The organism is Bradyrhizobium sp. CIR18 (assembly GCF_014198295.1).
Classification (GTDB): domain Bacteria; phylum Pseudomonadota; class Alphaproteobacteria; order Rhizobiales; family Xanthobacteraceae; genus Bradyrhizobium.
This window is the reverse complement of record NZ_JACIHF010000001.1, coordinates 244,763-269,535: the sequence shown is the minus strand read 5'-3', so window position 1 is coordinate 269,535 and position 24,773 is coordinate 244,763. Positions and strand designations below refer to the sequence as shown.

26 protein-coding genes and 1 tRNA gene are annotated in these 24,773 nt (G+C 64.5%); 10 read left to right on the top strand and 17 right to left on the bottom strand.

The window, feature by feature from the left end; genetic code table 11:
• Nucleotides 1–291: 291 nt before the first annotated feature.
• The 3 genes from GGD65_RS01425 to GGD65_RS01415 all read right to left on the bottom strand — a co-directional run bounded on the left by GGD65_RS01425 (nt 292) and on the right by GGD65_RS01415 (nt 1,793).
• Nucleotides 292–1,083, bottom strand: coding sequence for a hypothetical protein (locus GGD65_RS01425; RefSeq protein ID WP_183234218.1), 792 nt, complete (start codon nt 1,081–1,083; stop codon nt 292–294).
• A gap of 175 nt (nt 1,084–1,258) precedes the next feature.
• On the bottom strand, nt 1,259–1,477 hold the full coding sequence (locus GGD65_RS01420) for a hypothetical protein (RefSeq protein ID WP_092258373.1): 219 nt from the start codon (nt 1,475–1,477) through the stop codon (nt 1,259–1,261).
• Nucleotides 1,478–1,556: 79 nt separating this feature from the next.
• Nucleotides 1,557–1,793, bottom strand: a complete 237-nt coding sequence (locus tag GGD65_RS01415) for a hypothetical protein (protein WP_026202882.1) — start codon at nt 1,791–1,793, stop codon at nt 1,557–1,559.
• Between the two features lie 265 nt (nt 1,794–2,058).
• Between GGD65_RS01415 and GGD65_RS01410 the strand changes: the two genes are divergently transcribed.
• Entirely contained in the window at nt 2,059–2,406 is a 348-nt protein-coding gene (locus GGD65_RS01410; RefSeq protein ID WP_018323139.1) for a DUF6481 family protein, read from the top strand.
• A gap of 109 nt (nt 2,407–2,515) precedes the next feature.
• On the opposite strand, the gene GGD65_RS01405 is transcribed toward GGD65_RS01410, so the two are convergent.
• Nucleotides 2,516–2,761, bottom strand: coding sequence for a pentapeptide MXKDX repeat protein (locus GGD65_RS01405; protein ID WP_018323138.1), 246 nt, complete (start codon nt 2,759–2,761; stop codon nt 2,516–2,518).
• Between the two features lie 333 nt (nt 2,762–3,094).
• Between GGD65_RS01405 and dctP the strand changes: the two genes are divergently transcribed.
• Genes dctP through GGD65_RS01390 form a run of 3 tightly spaced genes read left to right on the top strand, consistent with a single transcriptional unit; the run spans nt 3,095 to nt 6,023 of the window.
• Entirely contained in the window at nt 3,095–4,117 is a 1,023-nt protein-coding gene (gene dctP / locus GGD65_RS01400) for a TRAP transporter substrate-binding protein DctP (protein ID WP_018323137.1), read from the top strand.
• On the top strand, nt 4,114–4,668 hold the full coding sequence (locus GGD65_RS01395; RefSeq protein WP_183234217.1) for a TRAP transporter small permease: 555 nt from the start codon (nt 4,114–4,116) through the stop codon (nt 4,666–4,668). Before dctP ends, GGD65_RS01395 begins: the two co-directional genes overlap by 4 nt.
• On the top strand, nt 4,665–6,023 hold the full coding sequence (locus GGD65_RS01390) for a TRAP transporter large permease (protein WP_018323135.1): 1,359 nt from the start codon (nt 4,665–4,667) through the stop codon (nt 6,021–6,023). The genes GGD65_RS01395 and GGD65_RS01390 overlap by 4 nt, the downstream gene beginning before the upstream one ends.
• A gap of 103 nt (nt 6,024–6,126) precedes the next feature.
• Here the strand turns inward: GGD65_RS01390 and GGD65_RS01385 are convergent, their stop codons facing one another.
• Nucleotides 6,127–6,819 carry a GntR family transcriptional regulator gene (locus GGD65_RS01385; RefSeq protein ID WP_183234216.1) on the bottom strand — a complete coding sequence of 231 codons (693 nt, stop codon included), beginning with the start codon at nt 6,817–6,819 and terminating at the stop codon, nt 6,127–6,129.
• Between the two features lie 211 nt (nt 6,820–7,030).
• Here GGD65_RS01385 and GGD65_RS01380 point away from each other — a divergent pair, with 211 nt between their 5' ends.
• The 4 genes from GGD65_RS01380 to GGD65_RS01365 all read left to right on the top strand — a co-directional run bounded on the left by GGD65_RS01380 (nt 7,031) and on the right by GGD65_RS01365 (nt 10,928).
• Nucleotides 7,031–7,654 carry a TRAP transporter small permease gene (locus tag GGD65_RS01380; protein WP_018323133.1) on the top strand — a complete coding sequence of 208 codons (624 nt, stop codon included), beginning with the start codon at nt 7,031–7,033 and terminating at the stop codon, nt 7,652–7,654.
• A complete protein-coding gene (locus GGD65_RS01375) occupies nt 7,654–8,919 on the top strand; it encodes a TRAP transporter large permease (protein ID WP_183234215.1) in 1,266 nt (421 codons plus the stop codon). The genes GGD65_RS01380 and GGD65_RS01375 overlap by 1 nt, the downstream gene beginning before the upstream one ends.
• A gap of 24 nt (nt 8,920–8,943) precedes the next feature.
• Nucleotides 8,944–9,927, top strand: coding sequence for a TRAP transporter substrate-binding protein (locus tag GGD65_RS01370; protein ID WP_183234214.1), 984 nt, complete (start codon nt 8,944–8,946; stop codon nt 9,925–9,927).
• A gap of 74 nt (nt 9,928–10,001) precedes the next feature.
• Nucleotides 10,002–10,928: a dihydrodipicolinate synthase family protein gene (locus tag GGD65_RS01365; RefSeq protein WP_179730528.1), complete on the top strand. Its 927-nt coding sequence runs from the start codon at nt 10,002–10,004 to the stop codon at nt 10,926–10,928.
• Between the two features lie 160 nt (nt 10,929–11,088).
• Here GGD65_RS01365 and GGD65_RS01360 read toward each other — a convergent pair whose 3' ends face one another.
• Genes GGD65_RS01360 through GGD65_RS01345 form a run of 4 tightly spaced genes read right to left on the bottom strand, consistent with a single transcriptional unit; the run spans nt 11,089 to nt 16,766 of the window.
• Entirely contained in the window at nt 11,089–12,000 is a 912-nt protein-coding gene (locus GGD65_RS01360; protein WP_183234213.1) for a hydroxymethylglutaryl-CoA lyase, read from the bottom strand.
• A gap of 1 nt (nt 12,001) precedes the next feature.
• Complete coding sequence (locus GGD65_RS01355; protein WP_183234212.1) at nt 12,002–14,005, bottom strand: acetyl/propionyl/methylcrotonyl-CoA carboxylase subunit alpha; 2,004 nt, start codon at nt 14,003–14,005, stop codon at nt 12,002–12,004.
• Between the two features lie 4 nt (nt 14,006–14,009).
• The gene (locus GGD65_RS01350; protein WP_183234211.1) at nt 14,010–15,614 is read right to left on the bottom strand and encodes a carboxyl transferase domain-containing protein; all 1,605 of its coding nucleotides are present in this window, start codon (nt 15,612–15,614) and stop codon (nt 14,010–14,012) included.
• 24 nt (nt 15,615–15,638) lie between these two features.
• Nucleotides 15,639–16,766 (bottom strand): isovaleryl-CoA dehydrogenase, encoded by a 1,128-nt coding sequence (locus GGD65_RS01345; RefSeq protein ID WP_085964294.1) that lies wholly within the window; start codon nt 16,764–16,766, stop codon nt 15,639–15,641.
• A 167-nt stretch (nt 16,767–16,933) separates the two neighbouring features.
• On the opposite strand from GGD65_RS01345, the gene GGD65_RS01340 reads away from it, so the two are divergent.
• Nucleotides 16,934–17,962 (top strand): AraC family transcriptional regulator, encoded by a 1,029-nt coding sequence (locus GGD65_RS01340; protein WP_092258391.1) that lies wholly within the window; start codon nt 16,934–16,936, stop codon nt 17,960–17,962.
• Nucleotides 17,963–18,051: 89 nt separating this feature from the next.
• On the opposite strand, the gene GGD65_RS01335 is transcribed toward GGD65_RS01340, so the two are convergent.
• The 3 genes from GGD65_RS01335 to GGD65_RS01325 form a co-directional block, all read right to left on the bottom strand.
• Nucleotides 18,052–18,345, bottom strand: a complete 294-nt coding sequence (locus GGD65_RS01335) for a DUF3551 domain-containing protein (protein ID WP_092258394.1) — start codon at nt 18,343–18,345, stop codon at nt 18,052–18,054.
• A 243-nt stretch (nt 18,346–18,588) separates the two neighbouring features.
• On the bottom strand, nt 18,589–19,080 hold the full coding sequence (locus GGD65_RS01330) for an Lrp/AsnC family transcriptional regulator (protein WP_183234210.1): 492 nt from the start codon (nt 19,078–19,080) through the stop codon (nt 18,589–18,591).
• Nucleotides 19,081–19,359: 279 nt separating this feature from the next.
• Nucleotides 19,360–19,665 (bottom strand): ETC complex I subunit, encoded by a 306-nt coding sequence (locus GGD65_RS01325; RefSeq protein ID WP_018323123.1) that lies wholly within the window; start codon nt 19,663–19,665, stop codon nt 19,360–19,362.
• A 253-nt stretch (nt 19,666–19,918) separates the two neighbouring features.
• Between GGD65_RS01325 and GGD65_RS01320 the strand changes: the two genes are divergently transcribed.
• Nucleotides 19,919–21,094, top strand: a complete 1,176-nt coding sequence (locus GGD65_RS01320) for an OpgC domain-containing protein (RefSeq protein WP_018323122.1) — start codon at nt 19,919–19,921, stop codon at nt 21,092–21,094.
• 110 nt (nt 21,095–21,204) lie between these two features.
• Here the strand turns inward: GGD65_RS01320 and GGD65_RS01315 are convergent, their stop codons facing one another.
• The 5 genes from GGD65_RS01315 to GGD65_RS01295 form a co-directional block, all read right to left on the bottom strand.
• Complete coding sequence (locus tag GGD65_RS01315; protein WP_018323121.1) at nt 21,205–21,399, bottom strand: hypothetical protein; 195 nt, start codon at nt 21,397–21,399, stop codon at nt 21,205–21,207.
• A 761-nt stretch (nt 21,400–22,160) separates the two neighbouring features.
• Nucleotides 22,161–22,237 (bottom strand) — tRNA-Pro (locus GGD65_RS01310).
• 91 nt (nt 22,238–22,328) lie between these two features.
• On the bottom strand, nt 22,329–22,814 hold the full coding sequence (locus GGD65_RS01305; protein ID WP_183234209.1) for a DUF192 domain-containing protein: 486 nt from the start codon (nt 22,812–22,814) through the stop codon (nt 22,329–22,331).
• 169 nt (nt 22,815–22,983) lie between these two features.
• Nucleotides 22,984–23,646 (bottom strand): cold-shock protein, encoded by a 663-nt coding sequence (locus GGD65_RS01300; RefSeq protein ID WP_026202878.1) that lies wholly within the window; start codon nt 23,644–23,646, stop codon nt 22,984–22,986.
• 197 nt (nt 23,647–23,843) lie between these two features.
• Nucleotides 23,844–24,605, bottom strand: coding sequence for an NAD-dependent protein deacetylase (locus tag GGD65_RS01295; RefSeq protein ID WP_183234208.1), 762 nt, complete (start codon nt 24,603–24,605; stop codon nt 23,844–23,846).
• Nucleotides 24,606–24,773: the final 168 nt, after the last annotated feature.

Genomic DNA, 24,773 nt, shown 5'->3' with positions numbered 1-24,773 from the left:
CAGTGCACCACCTGCCCCAGCTTGATCCCGCCGCAAACGATCATGGCCCAAAGCGCCAAGCTGATCTGGATTGCATCCAGCATGTCCCACGTCCCCGCGAATCGTTTTCCCAACGTTTTTTCTTTTGAGAATCGCGTGAAGCGGCACCGGGAGCCAGTGCTATTTTGAGGCAATTGTTGTGCGCCGCCAAACGTCGCGCCGACATACGCATCGAGACATTCGGTTGACGGCACCAGAACAAAAGAGGCGGGCTTTCGCCCGCCTCTTTCAGGTCAGGATGCAACCACTGCCTTAGCGGCACGCTCGCGGATCGGTCGCCACGTACTGCCCGTCCGGATAGCGGTAGTAGCAATTGCCCTGCGCCCAGTAGTAGCCGGGCTGAGAGGCGGCGGTGGCACCGGCGATGGCTCCGGTCGCGCCGCCGAGAACCGCGCCCGCGGCAGCCCCTGTGGCGTTACCCGAGATCAGTCCGCCCAGCACGCCGCCGACGATGGCGCCGCCAAGCGCGCTCGCGCCGGGATCAGCCGGCGGCGGCGGAGGTGGCGGTGCATAGGCGACCGGAGGCGGCGGCGGGGCATAGGCCACCGGCACGTCGTCGTAATACTCCTCGGAGATGTAGGCCGGCGGACCGGCCATCCGCTGCGGATAATAATACCAGACGCCGCCAACGTCCCACCACCAGCCGGAGCGGCCGTTGTGGACTTCGTGGCGCCAGCGCCCACCGTCCCAGGAGCGATTGCCACGATAGGCCTGTCCGCCCCAGTCGCGCGTCGGAGCGGGACCACGGGCGACATGGCCTCCCGGCGGCGGGCCGCCGGCGCCGTGCGGACCGGGACCAGCATGGGGCTGGCCACCGGGCTGCGGCGCGGGTCGGGCCGCCTGCTGCGGCGGCGGGCCCCTGCGCATGTTCTGACTGTCCGGAGGCGGTGCCCCTGCGCCCGGGCGGGCCGGAGGCTGGCCGGCGTCCCTTGGTGGCCTTGCGTCCCTCGACGGCCCGGCGTCCTGGGCCTGTGCCGAAAGCGCGAGCAACGACATGGCCGAAACCAAGGAAATGATGATCTTCATGCGGCTGGACGCACTCATGCGTGCTTGACCCCTACTCTCTCGAATGCCGTGGTGCCTGGCGCGATAGACGATTCGGATCGCGCTCGGCTTGATGCCGGCTGACATAGCTGACCTGCTTTGGTCAGCTATGTCGCGTTACAAATGGTTAAGATCACGGCATTTTTTCGGCTCGACGGGCCGTGCTGGACCGCTTCTAGCGGGCCGGCTCGATCACGTTGCAATTGCTCCGCCCGGACATCAGGCAGTCCTGCATCTTGCTGGCCGCGGTGAGGTCCCGCGCGAGCCACCAGCCGACACCGAGGATCAGGATCGCGATGATCAAGCCGGCGATCGCGCCACGGCGGTTATCACCGGGTTGGGATTTCGGCTTTTCGCCCCGTTCGGGCTTGGACTCGAGCTTGGACGTGGACATGGCTACCTACCGCGCGGGCGTGCCGGCTTACCACCTCTGCGACGTCCCGTCACATCCCGATCAGCCCAGTTCGTCGGGTTCAGCCTCGGGTCGCCCGGATCGCATCCTTGCGCGAGGTTTCGACCGCCGGGATCGCCTGTTGGAGCCGCGGTGCACAGGTCGTGAGCACGAATGCGGTCTGGGTGCATTCCCAGTCGGCACCCAGGACGGCACTCTCGATGGGCTGCGGACGAGCGAGCAGCAGCGCCGCGCCGGCAACGGCTATCAGGGCCAAGGCGATTGCGAGCGCCTTTTGGTGGAAGCGGAAGAACGTCATGCCCGTGCTCCGTCTCGTATCGGGGCGGACGCTAGGCGTCGCCCGCGTGCTCCCTTATGAGGGACATCACAATTCGGCAGTTTTTCCGGGCTACGAGATCGTCGGGGCGGCGATTTTTCGTCTACCTGATCGGCTGCGATTATGGGTGGCTTCGCGACGCGCGCCGATGTACACGCTTCTGCGTCGCGTGGCGCCCGCTATGCCCAGCCGACGTACCAACACGCAGTGATGTAGGGCTGAAAGTGAGGAAGACAAGGTTCGTTCGATGAGTGGATTCAGGGAACCAGGCTTCTCCGACCGACAAAAGGCGGCGCAGGAAGCACGCAAAAATCTTTTGAACAAATTCAAGTCGCAGCCCGGTCACGACGATCCGGCGGTCGCGGCACGACGCGCCGAGCGCGAGGCCCTCGCGGCCAAGCGCGCCGAGACAAAGGCAGCGCGCGAGGCCGAAAAGGCCGAGCAGAAGCGTATCGCGGAAGAGGCCGCAGCGGCAGAGGCAGCCCGGATCGCCCGCGAGGCGGAGGAAGCGATCGCCAAGCAGGCTGAAATCGAAGCCGAGCAGAAGGCCAAGCGCGACGCCCGCTACGCCGCCCGCAAGGCCAAGCGCAAGTAGCATTCCCGGTCGCGTTCAACTGAAGTTGAACTGACTATTCCGGGGCGGTCCACGTGACCGCCCCTGGGTTTTCGACGCACGTCCGTCTGCTGCGGACGACAGTCGAAGATCAGTTCTTCTTCATCATCCCGTCGTCCTTCTTCATCCCGTCCTTCGACATGTGATCCTTTTTCATGCCGTCGTCCTTGGACATGGTATCCTTCTTCATCATGCCGTCCTTGGACATCGTGTCCTTTTTCATCATGCCGTCGTCCTTGCCCATCTTGTCCTGAGCAAAGGCGGCCGGCGCGAGCGCGAGGCCGAGCGAGAGAGCGGCAGCGGAGACGCCGAGCACGATACGGGTGCGAATGGTCATGGATCATCTTTCCTTCGAGATGGTGTTTGTCAGCGACGGACGCCGCTATTCAATCTCGACGGATGGACACCCCGCATTGTTACCTCGCCGCGAGATAAATTTGACGAGCCTGCTGCGATCCGCCGTTCTGAGGAGGCCGGGGCCTGCGGTGGAAAGCGGATGTGTGCAGCGCAGCACGGTCACCACCCCTTGCCGCGGCATTCGGTCTCGAACTATCAGATGAGAGAATATCGGGTGAAAGACCGGCTAGGATGGGCCTACGTGCCGGTCAGATGACCCGCCCAAATCACGCCAACAAGAACCGTTCGAAGAAACGCTCAGAGGGATCACACCATGCTCACGCGCCGCCATCTGCTCGCGACCGCGGTCGCCGCACCCGCCATTCTCCGCTTCGGCACCGGCACCGCGCAGGCCGCGACCACGCTGAAGATCTCGCACCAGTTCCCCGGCGGCACCATCGACAAGGGTGATTTCCGGGACCGGCTTTGCCGTATGTTCGCTGCTGAAGTCGCTAAGCGCAGCAACGGCGACATCGCCGCCGAGATCTATCCGAACTCCTCGCTGATCAAGACCAACGCGCAGTTCTCCGCGATGCGCAAGGGCGCGCTCGACATCAGCCTCTATCCGATGCCCTACGCCGGCGGCGAGCTGCCGGAGACCAATATCGGCCTGATGCCCGGCCTCGTGACCACCTACGACCAGGGCCTGCGCTGGAAGAAGGAGCCGGTCGGCAAGGCGCTGACCGACTTCCTCGCCGACAAGGGCATCATCCTGCTCTCCTGGGTGTGGCAGGCCGGCGGCGTCGCCAGCCGCTCCAAGCCAATCGTCGCGCCGGAAGACGCCAAGGGCCTGAAGGTGCGCGGCGGCTCGCGCGAGATGGACATGGTGCTGCAGACCGCCGGCGCCTCGGTGCTGTCGGTGCCCTCGAACGAAATCTACGCGGCGATGCAGACCGGCGCCTGCGATGCCGGCATCACCTCCTCGACCAGCCTGATCTCGTTCCGTCTGGAAGAGGTCGCCAAGTCCCTGACCTCGGGCGCGGGCGCCTCCTACTGGTTCATGCTCGAGCCGCTGATGATGTCGAAAGCGATCTTCGACAAGCTGCCGAAGAACCAGCAGGACATCCTGCTCGCGGTCGGCACCGAGCTCGAGGCCTTCGGCCGCAAGGGCGCGCAGGACGACGACGTCGAGGTCGCCAAGGTCTACGAGAAGGCCGGCGCCAAGGTCTCGGTGCTCGACGCCGCGACCGTCGGCAAGTGGCGTGACATCGCCCGCGACACCGCCTGGAAGGACTACAGCGCCAAGACCGCGACCTCGGCGAACCTGCTCAAGCTCGCCATCGACGTCGCCGCATGAGCCACGGTCCGCTTCCGGATCGTGACGATCAAACCATCGCTGCCGCAGGGACCGGCCTTGTGGCGGCGATCGATCGCGGTCTTGCCATCCTCAACAGCATCATCGTCGTGTTCGCCGCGATCGCACTGGTCGCGGCCTGCGCCATCCTGAGCTACAGCGTGCTCAGCCGCGCGCTGTTCAAGGCCGCCAATTACTGGCAGGACGAGGCCGCCGTGTTCCTGCTGGTCGGCGCGACCTTCATGACGGCCGCCTATGTGCAGCAGAACCGCGGCCATATCGGCATCGAGGCCTTTGTCGGCCTGCTCTCGCCGCTCGCGAACCGGATCAGGCTCTGGCTGGTCGACGCCTTCACGTTCCTGTTCTGCGCCTTCTTCACCTGGAAGTCCTGGACGCTGGCCCATGAGGCCTATGTCGACGGCCAGGTCTCCAACTCGATGTGGTCGCCGCCGCTCGCCATTCCCTATTCGCTGATGGCGTTCGGCATGAGCCTGCTCTGCATCCAGATCCTCGTGCAGCTTGCGCTGCCGTTTACCGGAGCCAAGCGTTCATGAGCGTGTTCGGTATCGGCGTTGCCTACGGCGTTGCGACGCTGCTCGTGATGTTCTCGGGCATGCCCATTGCGTTCGCGCTCGGCGCGGTCGCGGTCGTGTTCATGGGCATCTACATGCCGGCGGCGTCCCTCGATACGGTGACGCAAAACGTCTACGAGGAAATGGCCTCGATCACGCTGTTGTCGATCCCGCTCTTCATCCTGAAGGGCGCCGCGATCGGCAAGTCGCGCGCCGGCCAGGATCTCTATTCGGCCCTGCATGCCTGGCTGCATCGCGTGCCCGGCGGGCTCGGCGTCGCCAACGTGTTCGCCTGCGCGTTGTTCGCGGCGATGGCGGGCTCCTCGCCTGCGACCTGCTCGGCGATCGGCTCGGCCGGCATTCCGGAGATGCGCAAGCGCGGCTATTCCGGCGGCTTTGCCGCAGGCATCATCGCTGCCGGCGGCACGCTCGGCATCCTGCTGCCGCCCTCGATCACCATGATCCTGTTCGCGGTCGCCGCCGAGAAATCGCTCGGACGGCTCTTCCTCGCCGGCATCGGACCGGGCCTGCTGCTGGTCTCGCTGTTCGGCGCCTACGCCGTGATCCGCTTCCGTCAGGAATACGCCGCCGCAGAAGCGATCTACAAGAACGGTGGCCCGGAAGCTGCGATTCTCGCCCGCGACGAATACACGCTCGCCGAACGCTTCAGCGTGCTGCCGCGTGTGATCCCGTTCGTGCTGCTGCTCACCGGCGTCATGATCGCGCTCTATGGCGGCTACGCCACGCCGTCAGAGACCGCCGGCCTCGGCGGCCTGCTGGCGCTGGCGCTGATCGCGGCGATCTACAGCGTGTGGCGGCCGAGCGACCTTGCGCCCATCATGAAGTCGACGATCCGGGAATCGACCATGCTGATGATGATCATCGGCATGTCGCTGCTCTATTCCTACGTGATGAGCTATCTGCACATCTCGCAATCGGTCGCCGAATCCATCGTTGCGATGCACCTGCCGCGCTGGGAGCTGCTGTTCGCGATCCTCGTCATGGTGGTCGTGCTCGGCTTCTTCCTGCCGCCGGTCTCGATCATCCTGATGACCGCGCCGATCATCCTGCCACCGCTCCGCGCCGCCAATTTCGACATCATCTGGTTCGGCGTGGTCATGACCATCGTGATGGAGATGGGGCTGATCCATCCACCCGTCGGCCTCAACATCTTCGTCATCCGCAACGTCGCGCCGGACATTCCCTTGCGCGAAGTGATCTGGGGCACGCTGCCGTTCGTGCTGCTGATGATGCTGGCAGTGCTGCTGCTGTGCTTCTTCCCGGCGATTTCGACCGGGCTGCCGGATCTGGTGATGGGGCCGGACGGGAGCAGGTAGCGGCGATCACGGCTGCCGTAGGGTGGGCAAAGCGAAGCGTGCCCACCACCTGTCGCGTTCACTGAGAGATGGTGGGCACGGCGCTACGCGCCTCTTGCCCACCCTACGATTTCTCTTTCCGCCGCGCCTTCGGCGCGACCACGCTGCCAGCCACCACCTGCAACAGATCCTTGCGCACGGCTTCGATATGCCGTTCCAGGAAGCGGCAGGCCTCCTCGACCCTCTGTGCGCGGCAGAGCGCGATCATATGGGCGTGCTCCCTTTCGGCTGTCCCCATCGCTTTGGTGTTGGAGAGCTGGAGACGCGTGTAGCGGTCGCTGGTCTGGAGCAGCGACAGCACGATCGCCCGCGTGCGCGGCTGCGGGGCGTGGACATACAGCGCCATGTGGAAGTCGGCGTTGAGCTGTCCCCATTCGCTGACGTTCTTCGCCTTGATCGCCTTCTCGAAGCGCTTGTGGATGTCGTCGAGCCCGTCGAAATCGTCAGCGCAGAAACGCGGCGCCGACTGCGCCAGCAGCCGCGGCTCCAGGATGCAACGCAGATCGAACACGTCGTTGATCTCGTCCAGAGACAGCTCCGAGACGATGGCGCCCTTCTGCGGCACGATCCGCACCAGTCCCTCGGCCTCGAGCTGGAACAGCGCCTCGCGAACCGGAATGCGGCTGACGCCATAGGCCTCGCCGAGCGCATCCTGCCGCAACTGCGACCCGGCCGGATAGGTGCCGTCGAGGATCGCCTGCCTGAGCTGGTCGACGATCGCGGCCGACAGGGTGCGATGCTTCAGAGGCTGTTTCATCTGACCTTCTGTTGTCCTTCCCGTCCGGCCGAAGCGGTCTCTCTCTTGCATGTCGGGCGCTCCAGCAAAAGCCGGGCGTCCCACAAAGCAGCGTGACCAGCAAAAGCGCGGCCTGCCGCCGAAATGACCGCAATCTCCGTTTGACACTCAAATTGTATAAATTATACATTTGTCGATAGCACGACAATTTTTGGGGTGTGGGGCCTCTTTCATGATCGAGCAGACGATCCCGGCCAACCGCGCGTTCAGCGTTCGACGGATGGTCATTCGCGCCTCCAGCGCCCTGCTCGCCGTGGAGCGCCTTGCGCTGATGGGCCTGATGTACGTGCTGACCGGCCTGATCCTGGTGAACGTCGTCACTCGCTACGCGCGCTTTCCGATCTACTGGATCGACGAATCCGCTGTTTATTGCGTGGTCTGGCTGACCTTCATCGGTGCCTCCGCGATGACGCGGCTGCGGCTCGACTTCGCGGTCACCATGCTGACGGAGCGTCTTTCGGGGCGACACCAGAAGATCGCGAAGGTGATCTCGACCGGCCTCGTCGTCGTGTTCGGCGCCGCCCTGATCGTCACCTGTGTGCTCTGGATGGATCCGATCGGCCTTGCCCGCGCCGGCTTCGACGGGCGCAAGCTCGCGGCCGAAACCTTCAACTTCCTGTACACCGAGCACACCCAGACGCTGAACTGGCCGACCTGGGTGCTCTACCTGACGCTGCCGATCTTCGCGGTGTCGATGACCGTTCACGGCCTCGCCAATTTGCTGGAAGATCTCGGGCTGGTGCCGCGTATGCCGCCAAAGGGCTTCCAGCTCTCCGAGCTCGACGGGGTCAACTGATGATCACGTCGGCGGCCTTTATGGTTTTCATGCTGGTCGGCGTGCCGATCGGCCTCTGCCTGTGCCTCGCCGGCCTCGTCTACATTGCGGCATCCGGCAATCCCGTGCTGTTCCAGTCCTATCCGCTGCAGCTGTTCGGCGGCGTCGACAGCTACGGCCTGATCGCGATTCCCCTCTTCATCCTGATCGGCGAGATCATGAATGGCGGCGGCATCACACGGCGCATCGTCGACATGGCGATGGCCTTCGTCGGCTCGCTCAAAGGCGGGCTCGCCTACGTCAACATCCTCGCCAACATGTTCATCTCCTCGATCCTGGGATCGGCGACCGCGCAGGTCGCGATCATGGCCCAGATCATGGTGCCGGAGATGGAGAAGAAGGGTTACGACAAGACGTTTGCGGCGGGGCTGACCGCTTATGGCGGCATGCTCGGCCCCATCATCCCGCCCTCGGTGATGTTCGTGGTCTACAGCGTGCTCGCGCGGGTCTCGGTCAGCGACATGCTGATCGCAGGCATCGTGCCGGGCGTCATCCTCACCGTGATGTTCTGCCTCGTCATCGCCTTGATGGGCTATGTCTACAATTATCCGCGCGCGGATTATCAGACGCCGCGCCAGCGCGTCATGACGATCCTGCGGACGTCGCCGACGCTGCTGATCCCCGTCGTCATCGTCGGCACGATTCTGAGCGGCCTCGCCAATGCGACGGAGTCCGCCGCGGTCGGCGCTGTGGCCGCCGCACTCGTCGGAAAATACTGGACCCGGGAGTTCGAGTTCTCGCAGCTGCCGCAGATGATGCTGCGCAGCGCGATCTATTCGGCGATCGTGCTGTTCCTGGTCGCGGCCGCCGCGGTGTTCTCCTGGGTCCTGATCTTCGGCAAGGTGCCGCAGGAGACGGCTGCCTGGATCCAGACGGCCGCCAAGGACCCGGTCAGCTTCATGCTGATCTGCAACGTCATCCTGCTGGTGATCGGCACTGTCATCGACGGCATTCCCGGCCTGATCATGACGGTGCCAATCCTGCTGCCTGTTGCAACCGAGGTCTATCACATCGATCCCCGGCATTTCGGCGTCGTGGTGGTGATCAATCTCGTGCTCGGCCTGCTGTCGCCGCCGGTCGGGCTCTGCTTCTTCGTCGCGGCCGCCGTCACCGGCGCCAAGCCCGGCAAGATGTTCATGGTGACGCTGCCCTTCTTCGTCATCTCCTGCGTCCTGCTGGTGCTGCTCTCGCTCTATCCGTCGCTCTCGCTGATCCTCATCAAATAGTCCCGTTCAAAAGGAAGCCCGACCATGCCGCTTACACGCCGCCGCTTTCTCGCCGCCAGTGCCGCCGCATCGGTGTTTGCGCCGTCGCTGGCGCTCGCCCAGGCCAAGGAATTCCGCCTCGGCCTGATTACTCCGAACGGCCATTCCTGGAACAAGGCCGCGCTCAAATTCGGTGACGATCTCAAGGCCGCAACCAACGGCCGCCTGACCTTGACCGTCTTCCACTCCGGCCAGCTCGGCAACGAGCCCGCGATGATGCAGCAATTGCAATCCGGCGCGCTCGACATGGGCTTCATCCAGGCCGCCGAGCTCGGCTCGCGCGTGCCGCACATCGCCGCGATCAACGCGCCCTACATCGTGCGCTCGACGCCGGCGGTGGCGAAATTTGTGCGGCATCCGGCGGCCGTGAAGCTGTTCGAGGTGCTGCCGCAGGAGACCGGCACCATCGGCCTCGGCTGGGGCATCACCGGCATGCGCGCGGTGTTCTCATCGAAGGATTTGACGACGCTCGCCGACATCAAGGGCATGAAGCTGCGCATCAACCCGACGCCGGTCTATCGTGATTTCTATTCGTCCCTCGGCGCAGCGCCGACACCGATCCCGACGCCGCAGGTGTTCGACGCGATGGCCAACGGCCAGGTCGACGGCCTCGAGGCCGATCTCGAATTCTCCTGGAACCAGCGTTTCGACAAGGTGTCGAAGGTGATCCTGCAGATGAATGCCGTCTTCATGCCGATGGCGGCCGTCGTTTCCGGCCGGGTCTGGCAGTCGCTCCCCGCTGCCGACCGCGAGCTGATCACCAAGACTGTCAAGGCGACTCTGGATGCGCAGATCGACGAACTCGCCGGCAACGAGCCAGCGCTGATCGAGAACTTCAAGAACGCGCCGATCCCGATCCGCCAGGTCCCGGCGGGCGACACCGAGGCCGTCATCGCCGAATTCGACAAGATCTGGCTGCCCAAGGCACCGATTCTCGCCGAGCTGCGCAAGGTCGGCGCGACGCTCTGATCCCACCCGCCATCCTCTTCACCACGCCCGGCGGATCCAGCCCCCCGCCGGCAATCTTACTTGGAGTCAAATCAATGAGCCGCCGCGTTTCCTGGGAAGGCGTCTTCCCGGCCGTCACCACCCAATTCCATGACGATCTTTCGCTCGACATCGACGCAACCGCGAAGGTGATGGACGGTCTGATCCGCGACGGCGTCTCGGGCCTGATCGTCTGCGGCTCGGTCGGCGAGAACACCTCGCTGGAGCGCAAGGAGAAGGTCGCGATCATGGAGACGGCGAAGTCGGTCGCTGCCGGCCGCGTGCCCGTATTGTGCGGCATCGCCGAATTCACCACGGCGTTTGCGGTCGAGACGGCGAAGGAAGCCGCGCGCGTCGGCATCGACGGCGTGATGGTGATGCCGGCGCTGGTCTATTCGTCCAAGCCGCACGAGACCGCCGCGCATTTCCGCGCCGTCGCCTCCGCGACCGACCTTCCCGTGATGCTCTACAACAATCCGCCGATCTACAAGAACGACGTGACGCCTGACATCCTGGCTTCGCTCGCTGACGTCGAGACCGTGGTGTGCTTCAAGGATTCCTCCGGCGACACCCGGCGCTTCATCGACACCAGGAACATGGTGGGCGACCGCTTCGTGCTGTTCGCAGGCCTCGACGACGTCATCGTCGAGAGCATCGCCATGGGCGCCGTGGGCTGGGTCTCCGGCATGTCGAACGCCTTCCCGCGCGAGGGCGAGACGCTGTTTCGCTTGGCCAAGGCCGGGCGTTTCGCCGAGGCGATGCCGATCTACGAATGGTTCATGCCGCTGCTGCACCTCGATGCGCGCCCCGACCTCGTCCAGTGCATCAAGCTGTGCGAGCACATCATGGGCCGCGGCACCGCGCTGACCCGCCCGCCGCGCCTCGCGCTGCTGCCGCAGGAGAAGGCCGAGGTCGAGGCCATGATGGCCAAGGCACTGAAGAGCCGGCCGCGCCTGCCGGATGTGGGCCTGAAGGCGGCCTGAAAGCAGGTCTCGTAGGGTGGGCAAAGCGACTTGTCCGCCGTAGCTCGAAGAGCGAAGGCGGAAGCGTGCCCACCACCTGTCTCGATCATAAAAAGATGGTGGGCACGGCGCTACGCGCCTTTGCCCACCCTACGGCACCTGCGCTTACCATGGCGCAGACCTACGTCGCCGCCCGCTTCCTCTTCGCATTCAGCGCGGACGCCACCCGGCTCATCGGCGGCTTGCCCAGCACGCGGCTCATCTCGTTCGTCGCGGCCAGCAGCTTGTCCATGTCGATGCCGGTCCTGACGCCCATGCCCTCGAGCATGTAGACGACGTCCTCGGTCGCGACATTGCCGGTCGCACCCGGCGCGTAGGGGCAGCCGCCGAGGCCGCCGGCGGCAGCGTCGATGACGCGGACGCCCTCCTCCAGGCCGGCATAGAGATTGGCGAGCGCCTGTCCGTAGGTGTCGTGGAAATGCATTGCGAGATTGGCGGCGGGAATGTTGGCGGCAACCGCGCGCAGCATCGCCTTGGCCTTATCAGGCGTGCCGACGCCGATGGTGTCGCCGAGGGAGACCTCGTAGCAGCCGAGATCCCACAGCGTCTTGGCGAGATCGGCGACGGCCTTCGGTTTGATTTCACCGTCGAACGGACAGCCGAGCACGCAGGAGATATAGCCGCGCACCTTGACGCCATCAGCCTTGGCACGAGCCAGCACCGGCTTGAACCGATCGATGGACTCGGCGACCGTGCAATTGATGTTGGCGCGAGAAAATCCCTCGGAGGCCGCGGCGAACACCGAGACCACTCTCGCGCCCGCGGCGCGCGCTGCGTCATAGCCCTTCTCGTTGGGCACCAGCACGTGGAATTCGGCGCCCTTGATGTGGTTCACGCCGCGCAGCACGGCATCCGAGCTCGCCATTTGCGGGATCGCCTTGGGCGAGACGAACGCCCCGACCTCGACCGTATCGAGGCCGGCCGCGACCAGCGCCTCGACGAAGGCGATACGGGCTTCGACGCTGACGGGTGTCTTCTCGTTCTGGAGGCCGTCGCGCGGCCCCATTTCGATGATGCGGACGGGGTCGCTCATGTCACTCTCCCGCAGGTTCGACCACCGCGAGCTCGACGCCCTCCTGCACGATGTCGCCGACCTTGCACTTGATGGACTTCAAGACGCCGGCATAGGGCGCGCGCAGCGTCTGCTCCATCTTCATCACTTCCAGCGTCAGGATCGGCGCGCCCTTCTCGAGCTTGGCCCCCTCCTCGGCCAGCACGGCGACGACGGTGCCCGGCAGCGGCGCTGCGATCTTGTCCTCGCCGATATGCTCCTCGCTCTCGCCGCCGAACGGATCGACCCAATGCAGGTCGAAGCGGCCGTTGCGCGTGCGCAGGTAAAGCTCATGGCCGGCGACGACCGCGGCGACCGACGACTTGACGCCGTCAAGCGTCAGGTCGAAGCCGCCGTCGCGCAGCGCGATCGCAAATGCCAATTCGCGTTCGCCGATGATCAGCGTCGACGGACCGCTGCCGTAGTTCAGCACGATCTTCTGCTCGGGGCCGTGACCGACGCGAAAAGCAAAGCTGCGCTGGCGGCGGCCGACCGGCTGCCAGCCAAAGGTCCGCCAGGGCGAATTCGCCTCCGCCTGTGCCGCCTGTCGTTCGTCGCTGATAATAGCGGCCACCGCGGCGCACAGCTCGAGCTCACCCGGCGCCGGCGCGGCCTGTGTCAGCACCGCCAGCTCACGCTCGATGAAGCCGGTGTCGATCGCATTCGTCCGTACCTTCGGATGCGTCATCAGCGCCGACAGGAACGGGATGTTGGTGACGATGCCGCGGACATCGGACTCTTCCAGCCCGCGGTTCAGCCGTTCGATCGCGACATCCCGCGTTGGCGCCCACGCGATCATTTTGGCGAGCATGGCGTCATAGTAAGGCGAGACGCTATCGCCTTCGCGGTAGCCGGCGTCGATGCGCAGGCCACCGGTCTCCGCGGGCAGCCGCCAGGTCGAGATCCTGCCGACCGACGGCATGAAGTTCTTGGTCGGATTTTCCGCGTAGACGCGCGCCTCGACCGCGTGGCCGTTGAGCTTGATCTCGTCCTGCCTCAAGGGCAGCGCCTCGCCGAAGGCAACGCGCAGCTGCCATTCGACGAGATCGACGCCTGATATCAGCTCGGTCACGGGATGCTCGACCTGCAGACGCGTGTTCATCTCGATGAAGAAAACGTCCTTGCCGTCGGAGACGAACTCGATGGTGCCGGCACCGACATAGTTCACCGCGCCTGCGGCCTTTCGCGCGGCGGCGCAGACCGCCTCGCGCTGCGCTGGATTGAGCGTCGGCGACGGCGCCTCCTCGATCACCTTCTGGTGCCGGCGCTGCAACGTGCATTCGCGCTCGAACAGCGAGAGCAGATTGCCGTGGCTGTCGCCGATGATCTGCACCTCGATATGCCGGGGATTGTCGACATATTTCTCGATCAGCATGCGGTCGTCGCCGAACGCGGCCTTGGCCTCTCGCTTGGCGCTGACGATCGCGGGCGCAAGCTCATCGGCCGAGCGCACGATCCGCATGCCGCGGCCGCCGCCGCCGGCGGAGGCCTTCACCAGGATGGGAAAGCCGATCTTGTCGGCCGCCTTCGAAAGCGTCGCCTCGTCCTGGGCCTCGCCGTGATAGCCCGGCACCAGCGGCACGCCGGCCTTCTCCATCAGCTCTTTCGAGCCGGACTTCGAGCCCATCGCCGTCATCATCCCGGCGGTCGGGCCGACGAAGACCAGTCCTGCATCGAAGCAGGCCCGTGCGAATTCGGCATTCTCCGACAGGAAGCCATAGCCGGGATGCACGGCTTCGGCGCCGGTCTTGCGCGCGGCCTCGATCAGCCGCTCGACATTGAGATAGCTGTCGCGGGCCCGCGCCGGCCCGAGCAGCACGGCTTCATCCGCAAGCGCGACATGCATCGCATCGCGATCGGCCTCGGAATAGACCGCGACCGTGCGCAGCCCCATGGCGCGCGCGGTGCGGATGACGCGGCAGGCGATCTCGCCGCGGTTGGCGATCAGGAGGGTGCGAAAACGGCGGTAGAGCTTTGAGCGGTCCATCGCATCACATCCTGAACAGGCCAAATTTCGTCGGCTCGATCGGCGCATTCGACGCCGCCGAGAGGCCAAGGCCGAGCACGAGGCGGGTATCGGCCGGGTCGATCACGCCGTCGTCCCACAGCCGCGCCGTGGCATAATATGGGTGCCCCTGGCTCTCATATTGCGCGCGGATGGGCTCGCGGAATTTGTCTTCCTCTTCCCTGGACCAGCTATCGCCCTTGGCCTCGATATTGTCGCGGCGGACCTGGCTCAGCACCATCGAGGCCTGCTCGCCGCCCATCACCGAGATGCGCGCGTTCGGCCACATCCAGAGGAAGCGCGGTGAGTACGCCCGGCCGCACATGCCGTAATTGCCGGCGCCGTAGGAGCCGCCGATCACCACGGTGAATTTCGGCACCGATGCGGTCGCAACCGCGGTCACCAGCTTGGCGCCATCGCGCGCGATGCCGCCGGCCTCGTACTTCTTGCCGACCATGAAGCCGGTGATGTTCTGCAGGAACACCAGCGGAATGCCGCGCTGGCAGCACAGCTCGATGAAATGGGCGCCTTTCAGGGAACTCTCACTGAAGAGAATGCCGTTGTTGGCGATGATGCCGACCGGATAGCCCCAGATATGGGCAAAGCCGCACACCAGCGTCGTGCCGTAGAGTTTCTTGAACTCGTCGAACTCGGAGCCATCCACGACGCGGGCGATGATGTCGCGCACGTCGAACGGCTTTCTGCCGTCGACCGGCACCACGCCGTAAATCTCCTCCGCAGCAAACAGCGGCTCACGCGCCGGATGCATATTGAGGTTCGGCCGCACCGACGGCTTCAGCGTGCCGACGATACGCCGCGCGATGCGGATCGCATGGGCATCGTTCTGGGCGTAGTGATCCGTGACGCCCGACTGGCGCGAATGCACGTCGGCGCCGCCGAGCTCCTCGGCGCTGACGACCTCGCCGGTCGCGGCCTTCACCAGCGGCGGGCCGCCGAGGAAGATGGTGCCTTGATTGCGCACGATGATGCTCTCGTCCGACATCGCGGGGACATAGGCGCCGCCGGCGGTGCACGAGCCCATCACGATCGCGATCTGCGGGATGCCCTGGGAGGACATCTGCGCCTGGTTGTAGAAGATGCGGCCGAAATGCCGCTCGTCCGGGAAGATCTCATCCTGCAGCGGCAGGAAGGCGCCGCCGGAATCGACCATGTAGACGCAGGGCAGATTGTTCTGCCGCGCCACGTCCTGCGCACGCAGATGCTTCTTCACGGTCATGGGGTAATAGGTGCCACCCTTGATCGTGGCGTCGTTGGCGACGATCATGCATTCGCGCCCCGAAATGCGCCCCACGCCCGTCACGACGCTCGCCGAATGCACATCGCCGCCATAGAGGCCGTAGGCCGCGAGCGGTGACAGCTCCAGGAACGAGGTGCCGGGATCGACCAGCAGGTCGACGCGCTCGCGTGCCAGCATCTTGCCGCGCGAGGTGTGGCGGTTGCGCGAGACCTCGCCGCCACCGCCGGCGACCTGGCTGAGCTTTTCACGCAAGTCCGCGACCAGGGTGCGCATCGCCTCGGAATTGCGCGCAAAGTCGGATGAAGACGGATCGATGCTGGAATGGAGCGGCATGTTGATTCCAATGAGTGAAGGTTTTTAAGCCGTCTCGGACATCAGTTCGCGGCCGATCAGCATGCGGCGAACTTCGGACGTCCCCGCGCCGATCTCGTACAGCTTGGCGTCGCGCCACAGACGCCCCACAGGGAATTCGCTGGTATAGCCGACGCCGCCGAGCGCCTGGATCGCCTCGCCGGCCATCCACGTTGCCTTCTCCGCGGAATAGAGGATCGCCGCGGCCGCATCCTTGCGCAAGCTGCGGGCGTGGTCGGCGCGGTCGCAAGCGCGTCCCACCGCATAGACATAGGCGCGCGTGGCCTGCCAGGTCGCGTACATGTCGGCGAGCTTGCCCTGCATCAGTTGGAAATCGCCGATCGGCTGGCCGAACTGCTTGCGCTCGTGCATATAGGGCACGACCGCGTCCATGCACGCCGCCATGATCCCGAGCGGGCCGCCCGACAGCACCGCGCGCTCATAGTCGAGGCCGGACATCAGCACCTTGACCCCCTCACCCACCTTGCCCATCACATTCTCCTCCGGCACCTCGCAATCGTCGAAGAACAAGGGATAGGTGTTGGAGCCGCGCATGCCGAGCTTGTCGAGATGCTGGCCGTGGGTGAAACCCTTGAAGCCCTTCTCGACGAGGAAAGCCGTCATGCCGCGCGGGCCGGCCTCCGGATCGGTCTTGGCGTAAACCACCAGCACGTCGGCGTCGCCGCCATTGGTGATCCACATCTTCGAGCCGTTGAGGACGTAGCGGTCGCCGCGCTTGTCGGCGCGCAGCTTCATCGAGACCACGTCGGAGCCGGCGCCCGGCTCGGACATCGCGAGCGCGCCGACATAGTCGCCGGAGATCAGCTTCGGCAAATAGCGCTGGCGCTGCGCGTCATTGCCGTTGCGGCGGATCTGGTTGACGCAGAGGTTGGAATGGGCGCCGTAGGACAGCCCCACGGCAGCGGAGCCGCGCGAAATCTCCTCCATGGCGACGATGTGGGCGAGATAGCCCATGTTCGAGCCGCCATATTGCTCCGGCGCGGTCATGCCGAGCAGGCCAAGGTCGCCGAAGCGCTTCCAGAGGTCTGCGGGGAACAGATTGGCCTTCTCGATGTCGGCCGCGCGCGGGGTGATCTCGGCCTCCACGAAGGCGCGAAGCGTGTCGCGCAACATGCCGACGTCTTCGCCCAGATCGAAGTCGATGCTCGGGATGTTCAAGGCGATTCCTCCGTATTTGGGGACCGAACCTAGCGGGGTCAGGGCCCTCTTGCGGTCGAAAAGGTTGCATTTTCCGCCAAACTTGGCGAGGATTTTCCCGAGGGAATTCCCAAAGGTTCGCAATGCCCTTTCAAGCCGCAACCGCGATCCCGCGCCGCGCCGTCACCCCCGCCGCCTTCGTGCGGGGCGTGGTTGCCGCCTATGCGCGATACGGACGGGATCCGGCCGAGGCGTTGCAGCGGGGTCAGGTAGCGCCAGACCTTGTCAATTCTCCGGACGGGCGGGTCACGGCCGCCCAGTTCGAGGCCCTGGCGGGCCATGCCATGCGCGAGCTCGACGACGAGGCGCTCGGCTGGTTCTCGCGCCGCTTGCCCTTTGGCACCTACGGCATGCTGTGCCGCGCCTCGATCACAGCGCCTACGCTGGAGGTGGCGCTCAAGCGGTGGTGCCGGCATCACCGCCTGCTCACCGAGGACGTGCTGCTCGATCTCGAGCTCAGTGAGGAGACCGCCGTGGTCTCCATCCGGGAGCTGCGCGATCTCGGGCCGCTGCGTGAATTCTGCCTGGTCACCCTGCTCCGCTACGTGCTCGGCTTCTCCTGCTGGGCCGTCGATTCCCAGATCGCGCTCCGCGCGGCGGAGTTCCCGTACGCGGAGCCCGGCCATGTCTCGGTCTATCCGACCATCTTTTGCCGGACCGTCCGCTTCGATGCGGACCGCGCCGCTATCATCTTCGACAAGCATTATCTCTCGCTGCCGCTGACGCGCAGCGCCGCCGATCTCGACAACATGCTCAAGGGCGCGCTCAGGCTGACCGTGCTGCCCTATCGGCGCGACCGGCTGCTGGTTGAGCGTGTCCGCCGCGTGCTCCGCAATGCGCGCGGACGCAGTCTCGGTGCCGAGGACGTCGCGAGCGAGCTTGCGCTCTCCACCCGCACCATGCATCGGCGCCTGCGCGAGGAGGCCACCTCGTTGCGCGACCTCAAGGAAGAGGCAAAATTCGAACTGGCAAAACAGGAGCTGATGCGAGGCCGCACGCCGATCAAGCGCATCGCCGAGATCGCGGGCTTCCGCAACGAGAAGAGCTTTTCCCGCGCGTTCCGCACCTGGACCGGTGCCTCGCCGCGCGAGTTTCGCGGCCGGTATCGCTGAGACACGCCCGCTGTCGCATCACTGTCATGAATTTGCGGCCTCCGAGATGAATTCTCGGAGGCCGCAGTCTCGAAACCCGTCTTCAGGCGTTAATTCGAGTTGGTCTGCGCGCCCGGGCGAAGCTTGGTGCGCGACTGCTTCGGCTGATAGGCCAGCGCGTCGTTCGAGGTCTTCGCGCCGCCGCTCTGCGAGCAGGTGCCCCCGATCCCGCCCGCCGCAGCCCGGCAGGCTTCCATCGTCGGATAGCCGCAACCATGAGCGGCCTGGGCGCCGTTGGTGATGCAGTACTCTTCCGCCTGCGCGGCGGGTGCGGTCATCATGAGAAACGCCGATGCAAACAGCGTCGCAGCGGATGCGACAATCGTCTTCGAGGTCGAGGTCATGGTGTCTTTTCCAGCTTCAGGGTCCCACAAAAGAGTCCTCAGGATGCGACGCAGGCTGAGGTTCACCCCTTGCATCTAGGCGGCGCACCGAGACCGGCAATCACGTCTCAGCGCATCGCAGGACTTCCGAAATCACATGTCACAGTTATGTGAGTTAATCAGCATTATAGTGCTGACGTCGACGACGCGTAGCGCCGTCCGATTTTTCGCGATCTTGGAGTAACGGCGGCCTGGAACGTTCCCCTATCCCGCCGATACCGCCGCGACGTCCTGCAGAGGCAGCGGCACATCCTTCGCGACGCCCAACACCGGAAAGCTGCGGACGTTCTTCACGTCAGGCATTGCCGCGAAATGCAGCAGCTGCTGGCGCATGCTCTCGACGCTCGGCGCCACGCATCTCAGGAGATAGTCGGTGTCGCCCGAAATCCGCCAGCACTGCTGGATGCGCGGGATCGCAGCGATCGAGCTCTCGAACGCCTCCAGCACCGGCTGGGCCTGGCTGCCGAGCTGGATCGAGACGAACGAGATCACCTCATACCCGAGCCGCCGCTCGTCGATGACGGCCCGCACCGCCCGGATCACGCCGCGGCTGAACAGCGATTTCAGCCGCCGCAGGCAGTTGGGCGCGGACACGCCGACGCGCAGCGCCAGCTCGTTGTTGCGGATACGCCCGTCCTGCTGCAGCTCGGATAATATCTTCAGATCGACGCCGTCGAGCTGGTCACGCCCCGCCATAGCCCACCCCGTCGTGGTCCCGATGTCAGGACCAGCGAAGCACGTGGCGGAATTGGTGCCAAGGGTCCGAACCCCGGGGCGCGACGCTATCGCGTTCGGGAGGAATGCCTCCCACGACCGTCATGGCCGGGTTGACCCGGCGATCCACGTTCGTTCACGCCCACCCAAAACGTGGATGCCCGGGCCTCTGCCTCGCCGAAGCGGCTTCGGCCGCGCAGGCGGGACGAGCCCGGGCATGACGAGAACATCAAGTCGTTTGAAGTCGAAGCAGCCGCCTTCTCAATGCGTCCAGGGCTCGCCGCGACGGAACGAGAAGTTGTCGGCATAGGCGACTGGGCGGCGGATTGAATCCTGCGGTTCGATCACCTGGTAGGCGATGCCCTTGCGCTCGCAATAGGCGACCGCCTCTTCCTTGCTGTGGAAGCGTAGCGTGATCTGCTGCTTCATGTCGCCCGACGAGGTCCAGCCCATCAGCGGCTCGACCGCGCGGGGCTGCTCCGGCTCGTAGTCGAGCTGCCATTCCTTCGTCTTGGACCGGCCGGATTGCATCGCGTTCTTGGCGGGCTTGAAAATGCGTGCGGTCATTGGCGGTCCGGCCTCTTCGTCTTTTCGTTCGATTTCGATGCGTCACGGTAGCAGTTGGTGGAAACCTCAGGGATAGTATACAGACACCGATTGGGAACTGATCGGTGATTCCGGCCCGGGCACCCTTCACCACCGGTATAGTCATTATGCTGCACCGTGACAATTGCGTACCCACCTTTCGCGCTGGGGGCCCGCCCGGCGGCACTGCTTCGACGACATCAGCGTAACCGCCCCTCCCGAAAGCTCCCGTCGCATGGCCTTCCTGAACATCAACGCCACGCTCCCTGAAAAAGGCCGTGACCTCAGGCTCGACCTGTTTCGCGGGGTCGCGAACTGGGCGATCTTCCTCGACCACATCCCCGACAATGTCGTGAACTGGGTCACGACGCGCAATTACGGCTTTTCCGACGCCGCCGACTTGTTCGTGTTCATCTCCGGCTATACCGCCTCGTTCGTCTATGCGCGGATGATGCTGGAGCGCGGCTTCCTGGTCGGCGCCACCCGGCTGACCAAGCGGGTCTGGCAGCTCTACGTCGCCCACATCATCCTGTTCGTGATCTATATCGCCTCGATCAGCTATCTGGCGCTGCGCTTCGGCGATAGCGAGATGATCAACGAGTTCAACGTCGCCGGCCTGGTCGACAACGCCACCGAGACGCTGCGCCAGGGCCTGTTCCTGCGCTTCAAGCCGCTCAATCTCGACGTGCTGCCGCTCTACATCGTGCTGATGGGCCTGTTCCCGCCGGTGCTGTGGTTCATGCTGCGCAAGCCCGATTTGACGATGGTGCTGGCGATCGTGCTGTGGCTGGCGGCGCGTCACTTCGGCTGGAATCTGAACGCCTATCCGGCCGGCCAGTGGTACTTCAACCCATATTGCTGGCAGGTGCTGTTCGTGTTCGGCGCCTGGTGCGCGATGGGCGGCGCGCGGCGCTCGATGACGCTGATCAACGCGCCGATCACGCTCTATCTCTGTCTCGGCTATCTCCTGTTCGCGCTGGTCATGACCATGGCCGGCCGCTTCCCCACGTTCGGCGGCATGTTCCCGGAGTGGCTGTTCTCGGCCTTCAACCCGAACGACAAGACCAACCTTGCGCCCTACCGCTTCATCCACTTCGTCGTGATCGTGATCCTGGTGATCCGCTTCGTGCCGAAGGAATGGCCGGGGCTGGAATGGAAGGTGTTCGATCCCCTGATTGTCTGCGGCCAGCAGTCGCTCGCCGTGTTCTGCGTCGGCGTGTTCCTGTCCTTCGTCGGCCATTTCGAGCTGTCGATGAGCTCGGGCTCGCTGCTCGCACAGATCTTCGTCAGCGTTGCCGGCATCGCGATCATGACGACGGTGGCCTATTACATCTCGTGGTCGAAGAAGCAGGACAAGCCGCTGAAGCCACCGCCGCCCAAGCCGGCGGCAGCCCCGGCGAAAGCGGCCTGATTCGGGAACGCCTGGCGGTTGAAGCGCGACCTTCAACCGCCATGGCCGAGATCGACGGCCTCAGCAAAAGCCCAAGGCGCGATGATGGTTCATTCCGAGCTCGTCGCGCTTCAGGCGGCTTCTTCGCCATCGAACTCGGTGAATTTCTTGTAGATCCAGTCGCGGCCGTCATGGCGGCGCCAGACCTTGCCGACCACGAGCTGCCCGTTGATCGAGCGACGGGGCACGATCACGGTCCAGAGGTGCCAGATCTCGCTCCAGCTCGATTGCGGACCGGCGGTTTTGAAGTTGCGATCGAAAGACATGACGCAGAACTCACAGATATGCGCGCTGCGACGAACCGTGACCTTGTGTGAGCACGACTTGCAGGCAGCCCGTCGCGAGCCGGAATCGATCTGATAACGATCGCCGAAGCGGCCGCAACAAGCGCTCATCCTTAACCTAACCAGTCAACCTTACTTCGCGCGGCCTGGGGCCGGGATCGGTTGAAAGCCGGCGCCGATTTATCTACAATACGCGCGCGATTTGAGAATGACCGCGCCATCTTGGGCGCGTGGCGATTTGATTGAGCTGACGTCCAATTTTGTGAATTGAAATTTCGAGAATCTCGTCAGGGCGACCACAATGAATTTGCAGTGTGAACGTCTGCGCCTGGCGCTGCGATCGACGCCTCCTGCGCCAATCGCAAGGATGCCAGGGCATGAGCTGCCGAAAGCCGCCAACGACAACCACGGGATTTGGCCCCTGCTGCCGTTTCCGCTCGGCTGGTACGCCTCGAGCTGATGGGTCGGATCCGAAAAGGCGACACCTGAAAAGCGCAACGCCGCGCAAGCGGAATATCATCGCTTGGCGGCGTCCGTTTAGACATTGGGCGCTGAAATCCCCAACACACTTATGTCTATGGCGACAGCCAAAGGTTCGATCCGGCGTCGGCAATTCTGTCCCGATCCGCGAGGGCGCAGTGGCCTGAAACATCGCGCGGAAATCGCGGGGACGCCATAAGCCCTGCCTGTCAGATCACGTCGGAGGTCGCAGGGAAAAAGCCTAGGAGATTCCCCCCCAGAATTGGTCGGGGCAGCTGGATTCGAACCAACGACCTGCAGTACCCAAAACTGCCGCGCTACCAGGCTGCGCTATACCCCGAATGTCCGGCGAGCCCCGTCGATACACGCTTCCCAAGGCGCCAGCAAGGCTTCCAAGACGCCGTCAAGCCCCGAGGCGCCCGCCTGCCCGCCTATTTGCTGCCGAACAGCGGATGGCCGACGCGGTCGCCGGGGCGGATGCCGTATTTCTGCGCCGTTCCCGCCACCACCTCCAGCACGGCCCTGGCGGGCCCCCGGGACGAGATGATCTTTGTCGACATCGGTTCGGTATTCTCGGCGATGCGCAGGATGCGGCCGTCGGCGCGGATGAAGATCATGTCGAGCGAGACATAGGTGTTCTTCATCCACATCGACACCTCCTGCTCGGGATTGAAGTCGAACAGCATGCCTTTGCCGTCCGCCAGCTCCTTGCGGTACATCAGGCCGGTCTGCTTCTCCTCCTCGGTCGTGGCTACTTCCACCGAGAACACCTGCACGCCGTTCTTGGTGACGATCTCGAGCGGCTGGAAGCTGGCGGCGCCGGTGGGCGCGCCGGCAACGACACAGCCGGCGATAACGAGGACGGCGGCAAGCCAGCCCTTCAGAGCGGACCAGACAGCCTTACGATCAGGATTCATGGGGGCACTCGAGGCGTGGGACTGGAGCAGTCCTTACGCGGCGGTCGCCGGAAAAGCCAGAGGCGCACCGGTCTGCCGACGCGGCCCTGCTCACGATTGCGGGAGGTGGAAGCTTGGGCGATTTGAAGCTTGCAGGGACTTGGAGGCTAGAGCGCGAGTCTCCTCGCGCTTAGTGCGACTGCAATCCCGGCGATCCGGTCTCGGGATGGATCTCGGCCGCCATCATGCCTTTCGAGCCGGGCCCGAAGCGGACCAGGACATACTGGCCGGGCCTGAGCTCAGTCATGCCGAAGCGTCGCAAGGTCTCCATGTGCACGAAGATGTCGGGCGTGCCCTCGCCGCAGGTTAGGAAGCCGAAGCCGCGCAGCCGATTGAACCATTTGACCTGGGCCCGTTCCAGCCCGCTGGTCGCGGTGACGGTGACATGGGTACGCGGCGGCAGCATCTGCGCCGGATGGATCGCGGTCGACTCGTCCATCGAGACCACGCGGAACGCCTGGTAACCCTTGGCGCGCTGGATGCACTCGACGACGATGCGGGCGCCCTCATAGGCGGTCTGGAAGCCGTCGCGCCTGAGCACGGTGACGTGCAGCAGCACGTCCGGCCAACCATTGTCGGGAACGATGAAGCCATAGCCCTTGGAGGCGTCGAACCATTTGATGACGCCGTGGACTTCGACGAGATTGGCGCTGGTCTCGCCGAGCCCGCTGAACGGACTGAGCCCGCTCTCGCGACCGGCGCTGCCGTGCTCGCCCGGCGTAATCCGCCCGGGCGATGCCCCCTGCCCGGGAACCCCGAGCTTCTTGGACTCAAATCCGTCCGACGACCCCATAACCCCGGACCCCACACTGTCATGCGACCCGCCTCAGCAGCGGCATCGAATCACGCGTCTTTCGAGAACCTTCTCAACTGGACGCGACGCGAATCTTTCGACTCAAAAGATAACACTCCCGGTTGCGAGGCATAGACAAAAAAGAGATTCGCCGGAACCTATGAACAGCTTGCACAGCCGCGAATCAAATTGATGCCTCAATTGGCGACAAAGGGCCCGAGCGCTTCGCCGATGTCGTGATGGATGACGAGATCGGCAATGTCGTCCTGTTCGGTCGCCTCGCGATTGATGATCACCAGGCGTGCACCGGCGTTCTTTGCCATCATCGGAAAGCCCGCCGCGGGCCAGACCACGAGCGAGGAACCGATCGCAATGAAGAGGTCGCAGGCTCGCGAGAGCGCGGTGGCGCGCTGCATTTCATCATCGGGCATCATCTGGCCGAATGAGATCGTGGCGGTTTTCACCGGCTCGTCGCACGCGGTGCAATTAGGCGCGAGGCCGTCGTCGTCGAAGCGACGCCTCACCCAATCGAGCGGATAGGCCTGCCCGCATCCAATGCAGCGCGCATAAGTGGTATTGCCGTGAAGTTCAACTACGTCCTCGCCGGCGAAGCCGGAGGCCTGGTGCAGATTGTCGATGTTCTGGGTGATGACGGCGGGAACCTTGCCGGCACGGTAGAGCGAGGCGAGCGCCCGATGGCCGCGGCCGGGTTTCGCCGCCGCGAAGACCTCCTCCATCGCAAAACGGCGGCGCCAGGATTCGTCCCGCGCTGACTGGCTCGCGACGAATTCGTCGAACGGGATCGGACGGTTGCGTGTCCAAATTCCGCCCGGCGAGCGGAAGTCGGGAATGCCGCATTCGGTCGAGATGCCGGCGCCGGTGAACGGCACGATGACCCTCGCCTCGGCGATCATGTCGCCGAGCCGCTCAACGCCGCTCTGAAGATTCGATGCAATCAATCGCGGCCTCCCGATTCGTCTTTGCCTGACAGCATCATGCGCAAGCGGCAAGATTGTTGACGCTCTTATCAAGCGCCAACGCGAAGCGCTCGGCAATTTCTTCCGACCTTCGCATATCACAATCCTGCAATGCCTCCTCCCCATTGACGCCCCATTCAGGAGCCCCAA